13 protein-coding genes are annotated in these 19,959 nt (G+C 45.6%); 7 read left to right on the top strand and 6 right to left on the bottom strand.

The genetic code is table 11. The annotated features are described in order from the left end of the window. Nucleotides 1-78: 78 nt before the first annotated feature. Nucleotides 79-630 (top strand): hypothetical protein, encoded by a 552-nt coding sequence (locus tag J3U67_RS08070; protein ID WP_267391455.1) that lies wholly within the window; start codon nucleotides 79-81, stop codon nucleotides 628-630. 257 nt (nucleotides 631-887) lie between these two features. Here J3U67_RS08070 and J3U67_RS08065 read toward each other — a convergent pair whose 3' ends face one another. After that, a complete protein-coding gene (locus tag J3U67_RS08065; protein WP_267391454.1) occupies nucleotides 888-2,306 on the bottom strand; it encodes a KAP family P-loop NTPase fold protein in 1,419 nt (472 codons plus the stop codon). 497 nt (nucleotides 2,307-2,803) lie between these two features. Between J3U67_RS08065 and uvrB the strand changes: the two genes are divergently transcribed. Further along, a complete protein-coding gene (uvrB, locus tag J3U67_RS08060) occupies nucleotides 2,804-4,831 on the top strand; it encodes an excinuclease ABC subunit UvrB (RefSeq protein ID WP_100139657.1) in 2,028 nt (675 codons plus the stop codon). A 68-nt stretch (nucleotides 4,832-4,899) separates the two neighbouring features. Here the strand turns inward: uvrB and J3U67_RS08055 are convergent, their stop codons facing one another. Then, nucleotides 4,900-5,190 carry a hypothetical protein gene (locus tag J3U67_RS08055; RefSeq protein WP_267391453.1) on the bottom strand — a complete coding sequence of 97 codons (291 nt, stop codon included), beginning with the start codon at nucleotides 5,188-5,190 and terminating at the stop codon, nucleotides 4,900-4,902. 39 nt (nucleotides 5,191-5,229) lie between these two features. On the opposite strand from J3U67_RS08055, the gene J3U67_RS08050 reads away from it, so the two are divergent. Next, nucleotides 5,230-5,469 (top strand): hypothetical protein, encoded by a 240-nt coding sequence (locus J3U67_RS08050; protein ID WP_267404676.1) that lies wholly within the window; start codon nucleotides 5,230-5,232, stop codon nucleotides 5,467-5,469. A 385-nt stretch (nucleotides 5,470-5,854) separates the two neighbouring features. Beyond that, nucleotides 5,855-7,378, top strand: coding sequence for a malate dehydrogenase (quinone) (gene mqo / locus J3U67_RS08045; RefSeq protein ID WP_267404674.1), 1,524 nt, complete (start codon nucleotides 5,855-5,857; stop codon nucleotides 7,376-7,378). A gap of 1,993 nt (nucleotides 7,379-9,371) precedes the next feature. On the opposite strand, the gene J3U67_RS08040 is transcribed toward mqo, so the two are convergent. Then, entirely contained in the window at nucleotides 9,372-9,854 is a 483-nt protein-coding gene (locus tag J3U67_RS08040) for a hypothetical protein (protein ID WP_267391449.1), read from the bottom strand. Nucleotides 9,855-10,837: 983 nt separating this feature from the next. Between J3U67_RS08040 and J3U67_RS08035 the strand changes: the two genes are divergently transcribed. From J3U67_RS08035 to proP, 3 genes are all read left to right on the top strand, one after another. Next, a complete protein-coding gene (locus tag J3U67_RS08035; protein ID WP_267404672.1) occupies nucleotides 10,838-12,529 on the top strand; it encodes a glutamine--tRNA ligase/YqeY domain fusion protein in 1,692 nt (563 codons plus the stop codon). 132 nt (nucleotides 12,530-12,661) lie between these two features. Further along, nucleotides 12,662-14,824: a YccS family putative transporter gene (gene yccS, locus J3U67_RS08030; RefSeq protein ID WP_267404670.1), complete on the top strand. Its 2,163-nt coding sequence runs from the start codon at nucleotides 12,662-12,664 to the stop codon at nucleotides 14,822-14,824. Between the two features lie 189 nt (nucleotides 14,825-15,013). Then, on the top strand, nucleotides 15,014-16,579 hold the full coding sequence (gene proP / locus J3U67_RS08025) for a glycine betaine/L-proline transporter ProP (RefSeq protein ID WP_100152177.1): 1,566 nt from the start codon (nucleotides 15,014-15,016) through the stop codon (nucleotides 16,577-16,579). Between the two features lie 491 nt (nucleotides 16,580-17,070). On the opposite strand, the gene J3U67_RS08020 is transcribed toward proP, so the two are convergent. Genes J3U67_RS08020 through J3U67_RS08010 form a run of 3 tightly spaced genes read right to left on the bottom strand, consistent with a single transcriptional unit; the run spans nucleotide 17,071 to nucleotide 19,929 of the window. Beyond that, nucleotides 17,071-17,493: a DUF4124 domain-containing protein gene (locus tag J3U67_RS08020; protein ID WP_267391446.1), complete on the bottom strand. Its 423-nt coding sequence runs from the start codon at nucleotides 17,491-17,493 to the stop codon at nucleotides 17,071-17,073. Nucleotides 17,494-17,514: 21 nt separating this feature from the next. Beyond that, on the bottom strand, nucleotides 17,515-18,000 hold the full coding sequence (locus J3U67_RS08015; RefSeq protein ID WP_100152702.1) for a hypothetical protein: 486 nt from the start codon (nucleotides 17,998-18,000) through the stop codon (nucleotides 17,515-17,517). Nucleotides 18,001-18,024: 24 nt separating this feature from the next. Beyond that, nucleotides 18,025-19,929, bottom strand: coding sequence for an ATP-binding cassette domain-containing protein (locus J3U67_RS08010; protein WP_267391445.1), 1,905 nt, complete (start codon nucleotides 19,927-19,929; stop codon nucleotides 18,025-18,027). Between the last annotated feature and the right edge of the window lie 30 nt (nucleotides 19,930-19,959).

Here is a 19,959-nt window from a genome sequence, read left to right as displayed (position 1 = left end):
TAATTGCGAAGCATATATTGCAGGCTGTATAAAGAAAGTATGGCTTAATCCACTCATATAAATTAGGAATATTCACTTATGAAAAAATTCATTTTAGCTTCTGCATTATTATTTGGGCTGTGTTCGGGCGTATTTGCTAAAGGATATAGCTATGATTCCTCTAACATCGAGGACTTGCCTGCACAATGCATAACCTTGGAAACGGTTTTATCAACCACCTATAATCAATATAATATGGCTTACAGAGGGCAGAGATCGCTGGCAGATGCTGATAGAGTAGTGGGTACTGAAATTGAAAAAGCTTTTTTAAAAGGCACACCTGATGAGTATCTGCTCAATAAAAATCTACAACAATTTACTATGATTAAAAGAAACGGGCTCGAAAACGAGATTGCTCGAAACAGAATTTACAATCTCACCGGATTGATGACGAGACAGGAATTAATCAACATCGCTAAAAAAATGAAAAAGAAAGCAATGAATGGTGGTTTGACTGATAAAGATTATCGTATGTATGATGAATCAGTAATTAACGATTGCCTTGCCAGAGTGAAAAAACATCCGGAAGGTAATAGCGGCTCAGATTACTATAAAGCCATTGATTATTCAAAACGCAAAGCCACCAAGTAATATATCCAGCCGCCAAATAGGCGGCTGATTATTTTATTAATAAATGGAAAGTATTAATCCAATATCGGATACCGGTGCTGGCAGCGGGGTAGGTTGGTCGCTGCAGCAATGATGGAGTCTTCACTCAAAGATACAAATACAATCGGCTTTTAGGCTGAGTCTAAACAGGTCCTTATTTTGTACATCTTTAGAGCCTTGCAGACGCTACACAATGTTGAATTTCTAATTCTTAAAATGAAATTTTATCAAGAATAAGTTCAAAAGCTGAAATTCGTTGAAATTTCAATTGCTTTTTTAATTTCTTGCAAAGTGGAAATACCAATTTCTTCGGTTTTACTTTTACGTAAACAATTATGTATAATTTTTATTTTTTCCTTATCAAGGTTAAATTTTTTCAAGTAATCAGTTATGGTTGATGTGAGTATTTCTACTGAGTCAGAACTAAAAATGCTCAAAAGTAAGCATCCTAAATACTCAAAAAAATTCAAACGGTTTTTATCTACCAAAGTATAATTTGAATCGATATTTTCTAAGACATTATTTATAAAAATAATCATATTATCATTATCTTCACTATCTAGATTATTATAAGTTTTATAAATATCTGGAACTTTTATTTTTATAATAATGAAAAAGAAGACTAGAATAAGTTCATTTGTACGAAAACGATTATGAGATCTTGCTACGATATTCAAAATATTACAAAATGCTTCTATTTCTCTTAATGTTAATTGATATAAATAAATAAAATCCCAAATAAATACTCTTATTGTAACGCCACTGTAAAATATTACATCTACAATGTTGTTGAGTGATAATTTTTCCAGTAAAGTATTAATAAATTTATTTTTATTTGGTATTGGTAATAAATAATCAAAATCAATAAACCGGCGCAGATAGCCATTTACATCCAGTCCTTGCCCATATACCGCCCGAATGGAATGCGCTAGCTGGCTTTTATCTGTGGCCAGTACAAAAATAATATTGTCCACATTAAACAAATGTTTGGCATTTTCCAGTACTTCAATTGCAAAATTGGGGCGGCAGCGATCCAGCTCATCAATAAAGATGACCAATGGTGTATCCTTGTTTCCATTCGCATAAGAACGGGCGAGTTCGCTGAGGGCTTCTTTGAAATTACCTAGGGTGTTGCGCGATTGTTTATACTGTCTAATGTGTTCTTGTACCAGCGACTCACTTAGGCTGCTCAGTGTTTTGGTTAACTCATCGCTATTTGTTAATCCGCTTGATACCGCTTTAATACCAAGATTGGCCAGAGTTGGTGCCGTAGCTTTGAGAAAATTTGCTGCAAATCCATAAATTTTCTTGATGGATTTTTCAGCTTCATTTTTATCCTGTATGGCCAGTTTTTCGGCTGCCAGATTAATCTCCCCAATCAAAGCAATTAGTGCATCATCAGTATAATCACTTTCCCATGCATTGAAATAAATAGTCGGAATAGATTGCTGATGCAAATATTTTTCCCACATCCTGATAAAAGTGGTTTTGCCTTGCCCCCAGCCGCCATCAATACACAGCACAATTGATTGTTCAAAGCTGGTGATAAACTTGGTGAGAATTTCAATATTGTCTTTTCTGTTCAGTACATCGTTCTGAAACGGATTATCATCAGGAATTTCGATAGGTACACATTTTTTCAGGCTGTTTTCACTCATTTCAGCTTATCCCCTGTAGCCAATTTGTTAGCGGCCAGCGGCCACTTTGTTTACTCTGATTTTGTATAGATTAGAACTGTTTATGTTGTATACAAGTCCGATATCATTGCATAGGTGCAGCACATTAGCGCAATATAAATATTTTAACAGTCAGATAGGCATAAAATATCGAATCAGCTCTGTATTCGGCCACTAAATTCCAGCGGCTTGTTGCAATCAGCTTTGCTAGTAGTAGCGATAAGCAGAACAACAGGCCTTGCATTTCAGTTGAGAGTATTAGTTCCATCTAATAATATGATTTGTAAGAAAATTATTATGAATAGTAAAGTCTGGTCACAGCCGTTGCTGAAATGCCCGATTGCGTTATAAATCCCCTGTGGCTGCTTGCTTTTTGCTATAGATGGCCTTATGTGTAGATTAAACCGCGCACTGCGGTTTTTTAGCCGTTATGAGCAGTGTTAATTTTTTGGATGAATTTATTTTCAGGTAGCAGACATATGGATGTGATTCAGTATCCCGGTAGTGTATTCAAATTGCACCAGCCGTTTCCACCGGCTGGCGACCAGCCAACGGCAATTGAGGGATTGCTGGAAGGGCTGGATGATGGTTTATCCAGCCAGACTCTGCTTGGGGTAACCGGCTCAGGTAAAACCTTTACCATGGCGAACGTTATCGCCCGTAGTGGTCGTCCGGCCATCATCATGGCGCACAACAAAACACTGGCCGCCCAGTTGTACGCGGAGATGCGCGAATTTTTCCCTGAAAACGCCGTCGAATATTTTGTCTCCTACTACGATTACTATCAGCCGGAAGCCTATGTTCCCAGCCGCGACCTTTTTATCGAAAAAGATTCGGCCATCAATGAACACATCGAACAGATGCGCCTGAGCGCCACTAAAAGCCTGATGCAGCGGCAGGATGTTGTGATAGTTGCCACTGTGTCTGCTATTTACGGTATTGGCGACCCTAATGAATACCATCAGATGATTCTGCACCTTAAAGAAGGTCAGAAAATCGACCAGCGCGACATCATTGCGCGACTGGTAGCGATGCAATATGAACGCGGAGACATCGACTTTGCGCGTGGTTCTTTTCGTGTACGTGGTGACGTGATTGATATTTATCCGGCCGAAAGCTCCGAGCTGGCACTGCGCGTAAGTCTGTTTGATGATGAAGTTGACCGCATGCAATTATTCGACCCTGTATCCGGCAGCTTGCAACAGCGTGTCGGCCGCTACACCGTATTCCCCTCCAGCCACTATGTCACCCCACGTGATACGGTACTGCGTGCCTGTGAACACATCAAAGAGGAGCTGGGCGACCGCATCAAATGGTTTACCCACGAGGGGCGGCTGGTTGAAGCCCAGCGCATAGAGCAGCGTACGCGCTTTGATTTGGAAATGCTGTACGAAATGGGTTTCTGCAAAGGCATTGAAAACTATTCTCGCCATTTTTCCGGCAAACCTGAAGGCGAACCGCCACCCACTTTGATGGACTATCTTCCCAAAAACGCACTGATGTTTATCGACGAGAGCCATGTCACCGTCAGCCAGATTGGTGGCATGTATAAGGGTGATGCTTCGCGCAAGCAAAATCTGGTCGATTATGGTTTCCGCTTGCCTTCGGCACGAGACAACCGCCCATTGAAGTTTCACGAATTCGAGCGCGTGATGCCACAGACTATTTTTGTTTCTGCTACACCGGCGAAATATGAAGAAGAGCACGCAGGGCAGGTGGTCGAACAGGTGGTGCGCCCCACAGGTCTTGTTGACCCAGAAATCATCATTCGCCCTGTGGCCACGCAGGTAGATGATTTACTTTCAGAAATCAATATTCGTCGTGAAAAAGGTGAGCGTGTACTCGTCACCACTCTGACTAAACGCATGGCCGAACAGCTTACCGATTACTACGCTGAGTTAGGCGTTAAAGTTCGCTACTTGCACAGCGACATTGATACTGTTGAGCGCGTCGAAATCATCCGCGACCTGCGACTTGGATTATTCGATGTACTCGTCGGCATCAACCTGCTACGTGAGGGGCTGGATATTCCCGAAGTTTCACTGGTGGCCATACTCGATGCTGACAAGGAAGGCTTCCTGCGCAGCCACCGCAGTCTGATTCAGACCATTGGCCGTGCCGCGCGTAACGTCAACGGCAAAGCCATTCTATACGCCGACAAAATCACCGACTCTATGAAAGCGGCGATAGACGAAACTGAGCGCCGACGTGCCCGCCAGATACAATTCAATACTGAACACGGTATCGTACCGCAGCAGATAAAAAAACAGGTACGTGACCTCATCGATGGTGTGTATCACGACGAAAACGGCGGCAAAGGCCGAGGCCGCAGTAAACTCAAAGTTGGCGAAATCCATACCGAAGACGATGCGGTTAAAGAGATTGCTAAACTCGAAAAAGCCATGCAGGCAGCCGCCCGTGACTTACAGTTTGAAGAAGCAGCCCAGATACGCGACAAAATTCGCGCCATCAAAGAAAACCTGCTCTTCGGCGCCAGTGACACCTGAATGACAAATGTTTCCGGTATCGGCCGGTGTATTGCCATCCAATAGTGGTTGGCGCTGCCCAAAAAATACTAAGCCGGCCGTACTCGGAGCATAAAATTTCCGCCCTTAGCGCCACAGGTATATACTAATCTAGCTATCTCTATACGTGCCGGCCGCTGCCGCCCAGCACCGGCACACCATACTGGAGCCATACTATGCAGCTCTCGCATCGCCAGCACTTGCTGGCTCTGGCCAGACTTCCCGCGCTGCTTCTGCAAACCGCCGCCAGCGTAGTGTGTACCGCAATATTTTGCTCCATCCTCTTCATATGGCGAGTAAGTAGCGAGCTGCCACTGCATCCCGTCAACCTGCTCAACCACAACGATATTCGCCTTATCCTAATATTACTCTGCGGCTGCATGCTGTTTGCCTTTCTACCCTCACTTCTGTCTGCCATCCTCAGCAGCTACCTCAGTCACCACCTGCCACGTCTCATCATCAGTGCCGTAGCCGCCGGCACCGCTTTGTTTACTGCCCTGATACAGAACTGGCTGTTTGTCTGGCCGCTAGACTGGTTGCCCCTGCTCCTCAATGCACTGGCGGCCGGACTTAGTGCACTATGCTTTGCCAATGTAAAAATACTAGCAAAAAAACATTAGTTATCAGGCTGTAATTATCTGCACTCTCGCCATTACAGCCGGCTGTTATCGCAAATCTTCAATATCATCATACACATAATCGGCTCCCGTTCCTAAGCTGGTGTAGCCATCACCTGCTGTTATCAAAAAATTTCATCGTCATCATAACAATCGTCAAACAGCAAAATAATCAACCAGCTAATCGTTGCAAAACCAGCATAGCCGCGCCAGAACTAAATTTACTATTGCTGAGGACAAGTAAAAGTGCTTAAATTAAGCACTTATTATTGTCAATGATTTAAGTCAAAAACACATAAATCACACCAATAGTGAATACTTCTTTGTGCTAACTTCCAGATAAACACTTATCAGAACAACCTGAAGAGAAGAGAGAAGAGTTTGCGTTATGAAAAACACCAAATGCGATAGCTCAGCAGACGTCGTACTCATTGGCGCCGGCATCATGAGCGCAACACTGGGAACATTTCTCAAGGGGTTACAGCCAGACTGGCAGATAAACATCTACGAACGCCTTGCCGATGTAGCCGCCGAAAGTTCCGATGCATGGAATAATGCCGGTACCGGCCACTCAGCCCTGTGCGAACTCAACTATACACCTGAGCTAAAAGACGGCACAGTTGAAGTATCCAAAGCCATCAAAATCATCGAGCAGTTCGAGCTGTCCAAACAGTTTTGGGCCTCACTTGTTGACGCCGGCATGATTTCTGACCCTAGCGAATTCATCCGCAGCGTTCCTCACATGAGTCTCGTGCGCGGTGAAAAGGATGTAGATTTCCTACGCAAACGCTACCATGCCCTGCAACAATACCGCCTGTTTCAGGACATGCTCTACACCGAAGACAAACAACAAATCAGCCAGTGGGTACCCCTTATGATGCAAGGACGTGACAACAGTGAGCCCGTTGCCGTCACTTGGTCAGACCTTGGTACCGACGTAAACTATGGCTCTTTAAGCCGCCTCTTAATCAACAACCTTACCGAACACGGTTGTCACCTGCATCTTCAGCACGAAATTATTGACCTCCGGCAGGAAAATGGCCGCTGGGTGCTTGACATCAGAGACCTCTCTACCAATACCCGTCAGCAGGTATCTGCTCGTTTTGTATTTATCGGTGCTGGTGGTGGTTCCTTGCGTTTGCTACAGAAAAGCCAAATCAATGTCAGCAAGGGCTACGGCGGTTTTCCTGTATCCGGACAATGGCTAGTGTGTAAAAACCCTGAAATCGTCCGCCGCCATAATGCCAAAGTCTATGGCAAAGCCTCCGTCGGTGCTCCACCTATGAGTGTGCCACATCTGGATAAACGCGTGATTAATGGCGAAGAAGCCTTACTTTTCGGTCCTTTTGCCGGCTTTACCACCAAATTCCTCAAACGTGGTTCCTTCAAAGACCTATTCAAAACCCTCAACTTTGCCAATATTCGTCCCATGCTCACCGTTGGCATGCACAACCTCGGCCTCGAACACTACCTCATCCAGCAAGTTAGATTAAGCTTTGCCGACCGCATGAAAGAATTACGCACCTTCTATCCTGAAGCTCGAGATGAAGACTGGCAGCTTGCCATCGCCGGCAATCGAGTGCAGGTGATTAAAAACGATCCACACAAGGGTGGTGTGCTTCAGTTTGGCACCGAGCTGGTAAAATCCGCCGATGGCACTCTTGCCGCTCTTTTAGGAGCCTCCCCCGGAGCCTCCACTTCCGTATCCATTATGCTTGAGTTACTTGAACACTGCTTTCCCGCTCAAGTGGCTGGCGATTGGTCTGCAACCCTACATAAATGGATACCTAGCTATGGCCAGAAACTCGAACACAATCCCGAGCTCGTACAGCGCATCCGCGACTGGACCCTCAAGTCGCTAGGTCTGCATATCCCTGCCAGACACACACCCACTCAGCCTGTCCATTCATAATAATAACGTTGCCATAAACTACCTGACCAAATTCTAAGAATTTGGTTTTTTTTCATCTGTAACCCTCATACATCCCATCACAGTAACACTGACTACCAAAGTTTTGCATGCCTCTAACGCAGCAGCTACTTTAAGTTTTAGTGCTTCGACGTCTTTAATCCCGAAAAGTTTTTCACCGTATTAAGGGGGATGAAATGATTAATAAAAAGTTGGTTTTACCATTATATTTAGCGTGTCGGCATCGCCCTGAATTGAGGAAATTGGCCATAACAAGTTTTGTGTTAGCTAGGCACGCAGCAACTAGAAACTGACTTGTATTTGCGTCATTAGAAAATAAAAAAATCAGAAGTCATAAAAATTCTAGAAACCAGACAGAAATTGTAAAAGGTAAAGGTATCAGAAAGGGTACACCATACTTATTAGTTAGGGGCACAAAAAGGCAAGCGAAGCAGGCAAAGATAATATCAGCAACAAGCGAGTGGTGTATAAGAATGAAATGTGTAAGCAACTCAATCTTGATGGCATTTAGCCGGCCAGGCTTAGCAAATTTCTCCTCAGCATCGTCAGAAAAATTTATATTGGCAACAAAGGTTAAAATTTAATAGAAGAAAGCCATAAATTGATGGTTAGATACCTGCATGAATTTCATCTCGAAAACATGCATTCCGGCATTTTTTGATTGACACTTATTTGCCTAAGCAGAGACAGGCACTTTCACCACAAAAGATTGAAATAATAAAAAAAGTATTGCTAAGTTTGCTGAATTAGCAGTACTCTCAATACAGCGTTTCATTAACGCTGACTTCGCCCCAACGCCATTGCATTGATATCAGTGCAGTGGCGTTTTATTGTGTACATTGCCAATATCACTCTTTTTGAACAGATTATAGTGTATTAATGATATTGGTATAATCAATCCCGTGGCTTTGCTTCAGCTTCTATTTATCAAAATATATCTTAATGGATAAAATACAAATAAAATATCGAATATAATTTAGCATAATAATATGCCATAGGGTTTTAGGTTGAATATAAGTACTAAAGTAATCAATCTCTATATTAAAGATAACTTTTTTTCAAAATTTCTAGAATATATTTGAAAATAGATATTTTACATAAAATATACAAATATAATATTATTTTTTAAATTATCCAGCATATTATCGGCTATTCCGGCTATCATCTCTTGCAATTCGGCTTCAAACCTATTGTCTGAATTACCTTCGGCAAAAACTAATCCTAAATATGTTCATTAAAAGCACTCGTATACGATTGTGAAAATATGTACAGTGATCCAATCAACGACAACAGAATACAGGGTGCCAGAAATGGGGATGCTTACGAAATCGGTAAAAAATAAATGTGCATTCACCCTTGGTTCTTCTTATCTGTGAGAAAAGTGGGAGCAGAAGCATGGTCGTGTATACATCATGGGACGCGCTACTGTATTGAGAGTGGTGGATTAAGTGTTTAAATTTATTAAGATTAATAATAAGAAAGAAATGGTTATATTATGCCATATGCTAAAAAATATTTAGCTGATGTTTACCTTACCGCCCTCATCACCATTTGCCAGCGATGATTTTGGCAGGGTAAAAAATATCACCGTGCATTTTCTGGCTTGTAATCAGATTTTCATTACCTACGCTAATATTAAGAGGGTAGAAATACGCCGATGCATTCTAAGCTATTTGCCAAAAGTTAAAAGCTATGCGTGCCACGACCAAGTTTTAAATCCACGGCTGATTATCGGCGCAATTAAGCCAGGTTCGAAGCCATCAAGAAAGAGGGCGAAAACATCGCACAGATGATTATACCGGCATATAGAGGAATTACTACAGCAAGGCAAGCTGCAGGCAGCTTCGAAGTAGACTGCGATGTATGCTGACTATGGGCGGTATTGCCACCAGCACCAGCATGAGCCGACCTTGTGGCACCGGCGTAAAGCTACCTCGCAAAGTCAGACTGATATGCCGTGGCGTAGGTATATGGTTTAGTTTTCTGTGCGGGGCTGCTTTAGTGCTTTTTGCTGTTGGTGCGGAGCTGGCTGGCTGCTGATAATGTTTTTCTCACTGGAGAGGGTGTTAAATAAGGCACGGAAGTTTTGCACGGTAAAGGGGAAGGGTTTGCGCACACCGGCAGGCGGAATGGTGAATATGGTGTGACCAGGGTTGGTATTTTTAAGGCGGATGATATTTCGAACTGAAGCAAAGATGATGAGGGCAATGCTGAGTAATAACGCGGTTTTAGCAGCGATTCGAATTGTTTTGATACGGTTTTTTCTGCGGATGGTTGTTGCTGGATGGAAGTAATAGTGGCAGACTCGGCTCTGCAGTGAATGAGAAGGTGATGATGTGGCAGCGCTATGCTTAGCGTCAGCAGTGTGGTTATTAATGGGTGCCTGTTGGTTGTCGGTTTTGTGTTGCCGTTGTTCGGGCTGTGGCTTTAGCTTGCGGATGTTGTCTGTTGTTCCCATGTTTTGTCCTTTGATGCTGTGCCTGCTGTTGTGTCTTACTCGCGGTGGTTGCGAACGGTGTGGCACAGTGCTGCTTTAATTGAATTAGTTGCCGTCCTTATGCTGTACCCACCAATTTTTAGGCTTCGTTTTGAAGCGATAAATTGCGGGGAGCCCAGTATTTTTAGCAGTTTGTTGTTGTGCTGATGCAGCGTGAATGTAAGTAAGATTTAGTTACTAAAACATAGCGTTAGTATTTTACATTAAACTTTTGTTCTATGCTTGGTATGGTATATGAAATTTGTGATGGCATTGTCTGCGGTTGGACGGGCAGGTCTATACTTTATTTATTGGTAGGGTCAAAGGCTGCAGGCTGAAATCTACGGGATCATGGTAAGTGTTATAAGGTGCAGCTGTCGGTTTTGTTTGCATAATGATGATTTTATACAAGGGGAAATGAGATGCTATGCAGGCTGATTGTGGTGTTTCTGTTGTAGGTACTGGCGGGAATTTGGAAAAAGGACAATACAGCGGTCAGGAATACTGATTTACTTACGTGCAACTGCGGAGCTTGTGCTTAAGGCTATCGGCTTGAGGCCGGAAACTGCTGGTGTGGCGGCTGTAAAGCTTTGTGATAATTATTAGTATGTATGCAGGGGTTAATTTTAGATGCTACGTGCTGGAAAATAGGGATGACATCTGCTATGGCATGTTTTCCGGTAGCTGGTTGCTCTGCTATTCGTTTGATTAGCCGGATGCTGACTGAGGTAAAAATGCTATTTGAAAAGCTTAAGTAAGCCGATTACGGGTGTTAAAGTAAAATTTTGTTTGTATTTTGGTTAATTTGGTTTAGTATTTGCCAGACTATTACTAAAATACTTAATCCTTTTTTTATTTAGTATAATTGTATATTGCTTATATAAATTGGGTATATAATTATTACCTTTTGGTTGGTATTTTCAGCCGGTCTGCTGTAAATGCCTTTGCACATATTCAGAATAGCTATGCTTAATAAAGATCAGTTTGCCGATAATCATTTTATCCGTTCTATCATTGAGGAAGACCTGCAAAGCGGCAAGTGCCAGCAGGTGATGACGCGTTTTCCTCCGGAGCCGAATGGTTATTTGCATGTTGGCCACGCCAAATCCATTTGTTTGAATTTTGGTCTGGCTTATATTTATGATGGTTTGTGCAATCTGCGCTTTGATGATACGAATCCTGAGAAAGAATCGGATGAGTATGTGCGCTCGATTAAAGAAGATGTGCAGTGGCTGGGCTTTCAGTGGCATGAGGAACATTATGCTTCTGATTATTTCGAGCGTCTGTATGATTACGCAGTGGCGCTGATTCAGGATGGTAAAGCGTATGTGGATGATCTGGATGCGGAGGAAATGCGCCAGTACCGCGGTACGTTAACTGAGCCGGGCAGAAACAGCCCATATCGCGAACGTTCTGTTGAGGAAAATCTGGATTTGTTTGCGCGCATGCGTGGGGGTGAGTTTCCAGATGGCAGTAAAACGCTGCGGTTGAAAATCGATATGGCGGCAGGCAATATCAATCTGCGCGACCCAGTGATTTACCGTATCCGCCGCGTGCATCATCACCGTACTGGTGATAAGTGGGTGATTTACCCGATGTATGATTACACGCATGCGATTTCAGATGCGATTGAAAATATTACCCATTCCTTGTGTACGCTGGAATTCGAATCCCATCGGCCGCTGTACGACTGGGTGGTGGAAAACATTGCTATTGCCCATCAACCTCATCAGTATGAGTTTTCTCGGTTAGAGTTGCTGTATTCGATTACGTCCAAGCGCAAGCTCAATCAGCTGGTGGTGCAGGACCATGTTTCTGGCTGGGACGACCCGCGTATGCCTACTATTTCTGGTATGCGTCGTCGCGGCTATACTCCCGAAGGGCTGCGCCTGTTTGCTAAGCGGGTGGGAATTTCTAAAAGTGAAAATGTAGTAGATATGAGTGTGCTCGAAGGAGCCATTCGAGAAGATCTGGAAAGTGTAGCGCCACGAATGATTGCGGTGTTAAACCCGATTAAAGTGGAGCTTATTAATTTTGATGAGGCAGTGACACAAAGCCGTGAAGCGCCATACCATCCACATCATCCAGAGATGGGTGAGCGTCTGATGCCGCTGAGCAAAACCATTTATATCGAAGCCGATGATTTTGCGTTAGACCCGCCTAAAGGTTGGCAGAGGCTCACACCGGGTGGCGAGGTGCGTCTGCGATACAGCTATGTGATTAAATGTGAGGAAGTGGTGCAGGATGCTTCCGGCCGGGTGGTGTCGCTGAAGTGTTCCATCGATCACGAAACGCTGGCTGCCAAGCCGCAAGGGCGTAAGGTGAAAGGGGTAATACACTGGCTGTCTACGGAGCATGCGGTATCGGCCAAAGTACGTCTTTACGACCGGCTGTTTACAGTGGAGCGTCCGGATGCAGTACGTGGAGATGATGGTCAGTACCGCGATTTTACAGAATTTCTGAATCCGGCCTCGGTAACGGAAATTGATGCGCTGGTCGAACCAGTAGCGAATACGCTGGCACCGGAAACGCGCTATCAGTTTGAGCGGTTGGGCTATTTTGTTACCGACCGCTACGACCATACGCTGGAAAATCCGGTATTTAACCGCACGGTTACTTTACGTGATACGTGGCAGGCACAGGCAGAAAAAAAATAATTGTGCCTGTATTCCTGTGTATATAGCCGGCCGTTATGGCCGGCTTTTTGGTAAACAGAATCCGCCGGACGGGCAGCCGGTCGCTTGTTAAAATAAGCATAATGGTAAGTTCTGCTGATTAAGGACAGTCTGATGAGAACAATTCCGGTGCGTGCCGGTTATCTGGCTAATCTGCCGATGCTGCTGAGCATGGTGCTGGCCGCTTTGTGGGTTTGGTATACCGGTAATACGGCGGAAAGCACGGCTCTGTTTCTGGGGATTATCGCTGGCGGACTGGTAGATTTAGATGATGGTTTTACCGGCCGGCTGCGTAATCTGTTTTTTACGCTGATTCATTTTTCTTTAGCGGCTACGGCAGTTCAATGGACATTTGGGCACCCTCTGGCGTTTTCGCTACTGATGATTTGGGCGGCGTTCACCATGACGATGATGGGTGCCATTGATGCGCGCTACCGTACCATTGCGTTTGGTACGCTGCTGGTGATGCTGTATACGGTGCTGACTTATTCGCCAATGCTGCCTTGGTATACCAATCCGCTAATGCTGATTTGCGGCACCAGCCTGTTTAGCATATGTACGCTTGTGCTGCATTTGCTGTTTCCCAATCGGCCGGTACAGGATAATTTATCAGGTGCTTTTGCGCGTCTGGCCGATTATATGCTGGTGAAAGCACAGTTTTTCGACCCAGATGAGGCTGACTTGCTGGCAGAAAAAGAATTGGCGCTGGCGATGAAAAATACGGCTGTAATTGAGGGGTTTAACCGCTGTCGCGCAGCGCTGTTTTACCGTCTGCGCCGGCAGCATCGCCAGCGCGGTTTGGGCACCTTACTGCAATATTATCTAACCGCACAGAATATTCATGAACGCATCAGCTCGCGCCATGTGGATTATACGGCGCTGGCTCACAGGTTGGCTCATTCTGATCTGATTTACCGAATTCAGCGTTTGATTGTGCTGCAGGCACAGGCTTGCCAGCAGATGAGTGAGTGTCTGCACGAGGACAAACACTATGTATTCAATACGATGCTGCGCCGTGCTGGTGAGGGCATTGAGCAGGCAGCTGAGCGCTATTGTGCTGAAAATGGTTGTGATGAAGATACACCAGGGTTGCAGCAATTGATAGCCAATGTTTTGGGAATCAATGAGCAGCTATTGTGGCTGGAGCAGGTAAAGACTGGTGCCACAGCAGAAGCAGTCAGCGAGACACAAATCGCAGGACTGGATGTGGATCGCATTCGCGATATTCTGCCGGCTGTGCGCGCTCATTTTACTTTGCAATCAAATGTATTGCGTCATGCGGTACGGCTAGCCATCCTGACGGCAGTGAGCTGTGTGGTGGTGGAAGGCTGCCAGCTTAAAATGGGCTACTGGATTCTGCTCACTGGTGTTATTGTTTGCCAGCCCAACTATTCAGCCACTACTGTCCGTCTGAAGCAGCGTATCGTGGGCACGCTGCTCGGTGTGGTAGTGGGGTCGGTGTTGCCATATTTTGTGCCGACACTGGCTGGCCGGCTGGTGATTGTGGTAGTGAGTACGGTATTGTTTTTTGCTTTCCGTGTACGCCGTTATAGTTTTTCTACCTTTTTTATTACCGTACAGGTGTTGGTTGGCTTTGCTATTATTGGCATGGATACCCAGTCGGCAATGCTGTCGCGCTTTGTGGATACGATTCTGGGTTCGGTATTGGCGTGGTGCGCGGTGTCGTATCTGTGGCCAGACTGGCGTTATCTGACGTTGGGACGGATTGCCCGCCGTGCTCTGTGCAGTGACGCTGCCTATCTGCGGCAGGTTGCGCAGCAATTGCAGCAAGGGCTGCGTGACGATGTGGACTACCGTTTAGCCCGCCGCACGGCGCATGAGCTGGCGGCAACGTTAAGTAATACGGTGGCAGATATGTCGATGGAGCCGGCGCGCTATGGACGACGTCTGCCCGAGGGCAAAACTATTTTGCAACTTAATTATGTGTTGCTAAGCTGTATTTCCGCACTCGGGGCGCTGCGGGCGCAGGTGGATCGGATGCGACCACAGCTGACGCCACAACGAATACAGCACTGGTCTGTTATCGCATCAGCACTGGCAGAGCTGATGGCGCAGGATGCTGCTGAAGCTGTGCTACAAGCTGAATGGTCAAAACTGGACACAGAGCTTGTGCAAAGCCGGCCTCAGGCGGATGAAGATGTGGTGGAGAAAGTGTTGTGGCGGCAGCTACACCGGCTGCATGAACAGCTGCCGGCCTACTGGCAGGCTTTGCAGGCGGATGCAAGGGCTGGTACTGCTGTGCAGGAATATCCATGAAAGTAGCGGAAAAAAAGCTTGCGTTAAGCTGGTTAAAATTCGTGACTAAATAAGTTAATCTTGACGTGCAGTGGTGTTTTCTCAATTATGCTATTGGTGGTTTTCTTTTAAAATCAGATATAAAGCTAAAATTTTGGCGTATGTTATACTGATATTCACCATTTCAATATTAATAATGAGAGGATTACCATGGCTGAACCTAATGAACAGATTGAGACTTCGTCTCAAGTACCGCCATTGATTCCTACCCAGAATGGTACACTGGAATTACACGACATTACGATTGTTGACCAGAGTAAGCTGAAAAAGGCGATCTCAGCAGCGGCGCTAGGCAACGCCATGGAATGGTTTGATTTTGGTGTCTATGGTTTTGTGGCCTATGCGCTAGGACAAGTGTTTTTTCCATCAGCCTCGCCCAGTGTGCAGATTATCGCTGCGCTGGGTACCTTCTCCGTTCCCTTTCTGGTGCGCCCTTTAGGTGGCGTATTTTTCGGTATTCTTGGCGACCGTTTCGGCCGGCAAAAAGTGCTGTCGACCACCATTATTATTATGGCGCTCAGTACGTTCTGTATCGGGCTGATTCCTTCCTATCACAGTATCGGCATTTGGGCTCCGGTGCTTTTGCTGCTATGCAAACTGGCACAAGGTTTTTCAGTAGGCGGTGAATATACCGGTGCAGCAATTTTTGTGGCGGAATATGCGCCCGACCGCCAGCGTGGTTTTCTGGGCAGTTTTCTTGATTTTGGGTCGATATGCGGCTTTGTGCTCGGCGCGGGGTTGGTGGTGTTGCTGGAAAATATCATGGGCTCGTCGCATTTCCTTTCATGGGGCTGGCGTATTCCATTTTTCCTGGCCGCTCCTTTAGGCTTGCTCGGCCTATATCTGCGTCATGCTGCTGAAGAAACTCCGGCTTTCCAGAAACATCTGGATATGATGGAAAAAGAAGAACAGGAAGCAGTGAGCAACCGGCCGCAGGTGTCATTTAAAGAGGTCTTGCGCCGATTTTGGCGAACTTTGCTGGTCAGCGTAGGGTTAGTGCTCACTACCAATATTACCTATTACATGCTACTGACTTATATGCCCAGCTATTTGTCGCATAATCTGCATTACGGTGAAGACCGTGGGGTGCTGATTATTATCGCGATTATGATAGGCATGATGTTTATGCAGCCAATTATCGGATTCACTAGCGACAAAATCGGCCGTAAGCCCTTTGTGATTGGCGGTTCGATTGCTCTGCTGGTACTCGCCATACCGTGTTTTCAGCTGATTACCAGCGGCAAAGTAGGGCTGATATTCCTCGGTCTGTTTATTCTTGCAGTAATATTGAATTCCTTTACTGGCGTAATGGCCTCTACTTTACCGGCCTTGTTTCCAACACGTATTCGCTACAGTGCTCTTGCCAGTGCGTTTAATATTGCGATTATTATTGCCGGATTAACGCCAACCATCGCAGCAGCACTGGTGGACGCCAGCAATAATCTGTTTATTCCGGCCTATTATCTGATGCTGGTGGGCGTAATCGGAATTGTGACCGGTATCTGTCTGAAAGAAACAGCTAACCGCCCGTTACGCGGTGTTTCACCTTCTGCCTCGAGTAAACAGGAAGCGCGTGAGCTGCTAGCACAGACTTATGAGCATATTGAGCAGAGTGTGGAAGATATCGACGCAGAAATTGCACGCCTGCAGGAACAGATACAGACGCTGGAAATGCGCAAACAGCAGTACATTGATTTACATCCGAAGCTTGAATGAGCTTTTAGTAACTTATTTGTTAAAATTCAGCCACTAATGTTAATCCATAATGGTTAATATTAGTGGTTTTTTTGGTTATTAGTAATCTGGAATCTGTAATAAAAATTATTCGAAATGCTGTTGCGTTATTAGGTTTTATAAGAAATGTAATTGGTTGTTCGTTCAACCAATTACAATGAGGTTTAGGAAATGATGAAGTTGATATATTTGCTGCTTTTAACAACTATATAGTAGGGAAGTTGAGCATTTAAGATAGCTCCAAGCCATACAGGTATTAGTCAGAAAGATGTTAATCTGTTTGTTGATCTAAATAATCAGATAGCTTTCTTGATTTGGCTGAAAAAGGGCTGGTGGATAATTCGGTATGTAAGCAATGGTGCCAGATTGATATAGTAGATTTTTTATAAAATTTTAATCTGAATATAATTTGCTTAATGAATTATCCCTGCTAAAGAATGAAGGAAAAAACTGTAAGCAGGGATATCTGTGATTTAGTTGCCATTCATGGCTTTGTCCAGTTCCTGTTGTCTGGCTTGTACGGCATCTTCTAATCCTTTGATGCGTTCCTGATAGCGTACGTAGTTGCGTTCGTTGCCCAAACGTATTTTTTTGCCTTCTTCCAGCGCTTTTTTGGCATCAGCAAGATTTTTTCGTGCAGAAGCTATTGCTGACTGGTTAGGCTGTTTTTCTGTTTCGTTGTTATCTGTGGGAGCAGAATGGTTGTCCACAGCAGGTTTGTAGGCAGGTGTGGTGGAGAAATTTCCCCCTAAATTATTGGCCTGACGACAGTTTTTGCCATTTGGTACTTCTGAATAGCTGTGGTTGCCACGGCTGTCGGTACATTCGTATATCTGTGCTAGTGCAGTAGTGCTCAGTAAGGAGCATAGTGCAGCCAGAATGAGGTTTTTTTTCATGATTTGTCCTTTGTCAGGGGGTTACATGCGGCCAAGTTCGCGCTGAATGGCCTGAATATTCTGCTGGCGGTCGAGTACGGCGCTTTGCAACTCGGTAGTATTGCCGCCTTTGCCAGTACGGCTGCGGTTAAGTGCTTCCTGTGCCTGAGCCAGTGCGTTGCGCTCGTTGGTCAGTTCCTGTTGCAGGATTGCACGGCGGGTATTGTCGCTGCCTTTGGGTACGATATTTACCGAGGGCTGGGGTCCACTGTATGCTGTGGCTACGCGTGTGGCCGGGCGCGGTCGACTACGCACGCTTGTTGAAGAGCTACTACTGCGGTAGCTGGGGCGGCTGTCGCTATAGCTGCCGATAGCAGGCAAGCTAGCGACGGCACAGTTGCCTTTAGGTTTTGATGTATAGACAACTTCGCCGTTTTCAAGGCAGGTATATACTTTTGCCGGTACTTGCGCACTGATGAGCAGACTGCCAGAAATGATCAGTATGGGAAGCGCTTTTTTATATGTCATTATTAAACCTTGTACATCAATCATTCAGTTTTGTTGGCTGATGTCTTCAAGCTGTTGCTGCCATTCAAGCCATTTTTCTTCAGTTTGGGTTAATTTTACTTTGAGCTCGGCTAGTTGGGTAATGGTTTGTTGTAATTTTGTGCGGTTTTCGTCAAGGTAGGCTTCTTCGCTGGCGAGAAAGGCTTCGCCTTCCTGCTGCTGCTGTTGCCAGGTTTCCATGTCGCGTTCGGCTTTTTCGATATTTTTCATCAAGGGTTTGGTCAGTTTGGCTCGTTCCTGCCGCTGTTGTGCTTCGATGCGTTTTTGCTCTTTGCGCTTAATGCTGTCGCTGGAGTTTTGCGGCTGGTCGATACTGGTTTGCTCTTGTGTCAGACGCCATTGGCGGTAGTTGCTTAGGTCACCATCAAAGTGTCTTAGCTCACCATGATTAAGGTATATCAGGGCATCGGTGGTGGATTCGAGCAGGCTACGGTCATGCGACACTACGATTAATGCGCCCTGAAAGCTTTGTAACGCTAGTGTCAGGGCGTGGCGCATGTCTAAATCCAGATGGTTAGTGGGTTCATCCAGCAGTAAAAGGTTGGGCTTCTGCCACACAATCATGGCCAGTGCCAGCCTTGCTTTTTCGCCACCTGAAAAAGGGGCTATAGGTTGCATTGCCATATCGCCGATAAACGCAAAGCTGCCAAGGAAATTGCGAATTTCCTGTTCGCGCACGTCTGGAGACAGTTGCTGAATGTGCCATATTGGGCTTTGGTCGGCACGTAAGGTTTCAAGCTGGTGCTGTGCAAAGTAGCCGATTTTGAGTTTTTCGGCTCGCACAATCTGTCCGCTTAATGCTTGCAGGCTGCCGGAGATGGCTTTTATTAGGGTGGATTTACCGCTGCCATTGACACCTAGCAGACCATAGCGGGCACCCGATTCGACTGAGAGGTCGATGCTGTGCAATACCGTTCGGTCGCCATAACCTAGATTGATGTTTTCCAGTTTTAGCAGCGGATTGGGCAGATGGTCTGGCTGGGCAAATTCAAATGAAAACTCGCTGTCCAGATGAGCTGGTGCGATACGTTCTAATCTGGCCAATGCTTTGATGCGACTCTGTGCCTGCACTGCTTTGGTGGCTTTGGCTTTGAAGCGGTCAATAAAGGATTGCAGATGCTGTATGTGTGCCTGTTGTTTGATATAGGCGGCCTGCTGCTGTGCGAGTCGCTGTGCGCGCTCTTGCTGGTAGAAATCGTAGTTGCCACCGTAAAGAGTCAGTTGTTGCTGTGCCAGTTCGACGGTTTGGGTGGTGGTGGCGTTGAGGAAATCGCGGTCGTGCGAGATGATTATCTGGGTGGTTTCGAGACCGGCCAGATGTTGCTCTAGCCACAGGACAGTTTCTAAATCCAGATGGTTGGTGGGTTCGTCTAGTAGAAGCAGATCAGTACGGCACATGAGTGCCTGAGCCAGATTTAGGCGCATACGCCAGCCACCGCTGAATGATTTTACTGGCTGTTGCTGTTCTTGCTGTGAGAAACCTAGGCCGTTTAGTAATTTGGCGGCACGTGCTGGTGCGCTGTAGGCACCGATTTCATCTAGACGTGCATGAAGTTCGGCCTGTTTGAGTCCGTCGTTGCCTGCTTCGGCCTGTTGCAGCAGTTGTTGTAGTTGCTGTAATTCTGTGTCGCCTTGAAGTACGTAGTCCAGCGCAGGGATATCAAGTGCCGGTGTTTCCTGCTTGACGGTGGCTAGCTGCCAGTGTTTGGGTAGGCGTAGGTCGCCGCTGTCATGGCTGATTTTTCCTTCCAGCAGGGCAAACAGGCTGGATTTGCCGGTGCCATTTTTGCCAATCAGGCCGACGCGCTGACCGGGATAGATGGTCAGGCTGGCGTGTTGCAGAAGCTGTTTGCTACCACGCTGTAAGCTGAGATTTTTTATTTCAATCATACATATCAAACGCTACAAGTTGAGAGGCAA

The sequence above is a fragment of the Snodgrassella sp. B3837 genome (genome assembly GCF_026535955.1).
Taxonomy (GTDB): Bacteria; Pseudomonadota; Gammaproteobacteria; order Burkholderiales; family Neisseriaceae; genus Snodgrassella; species Snodgrassella alvi_E.
Note: the sequence above shows the minus strand (reverse complement) of the source record. Positions and strands in the feature narration are given on the sequence as shown.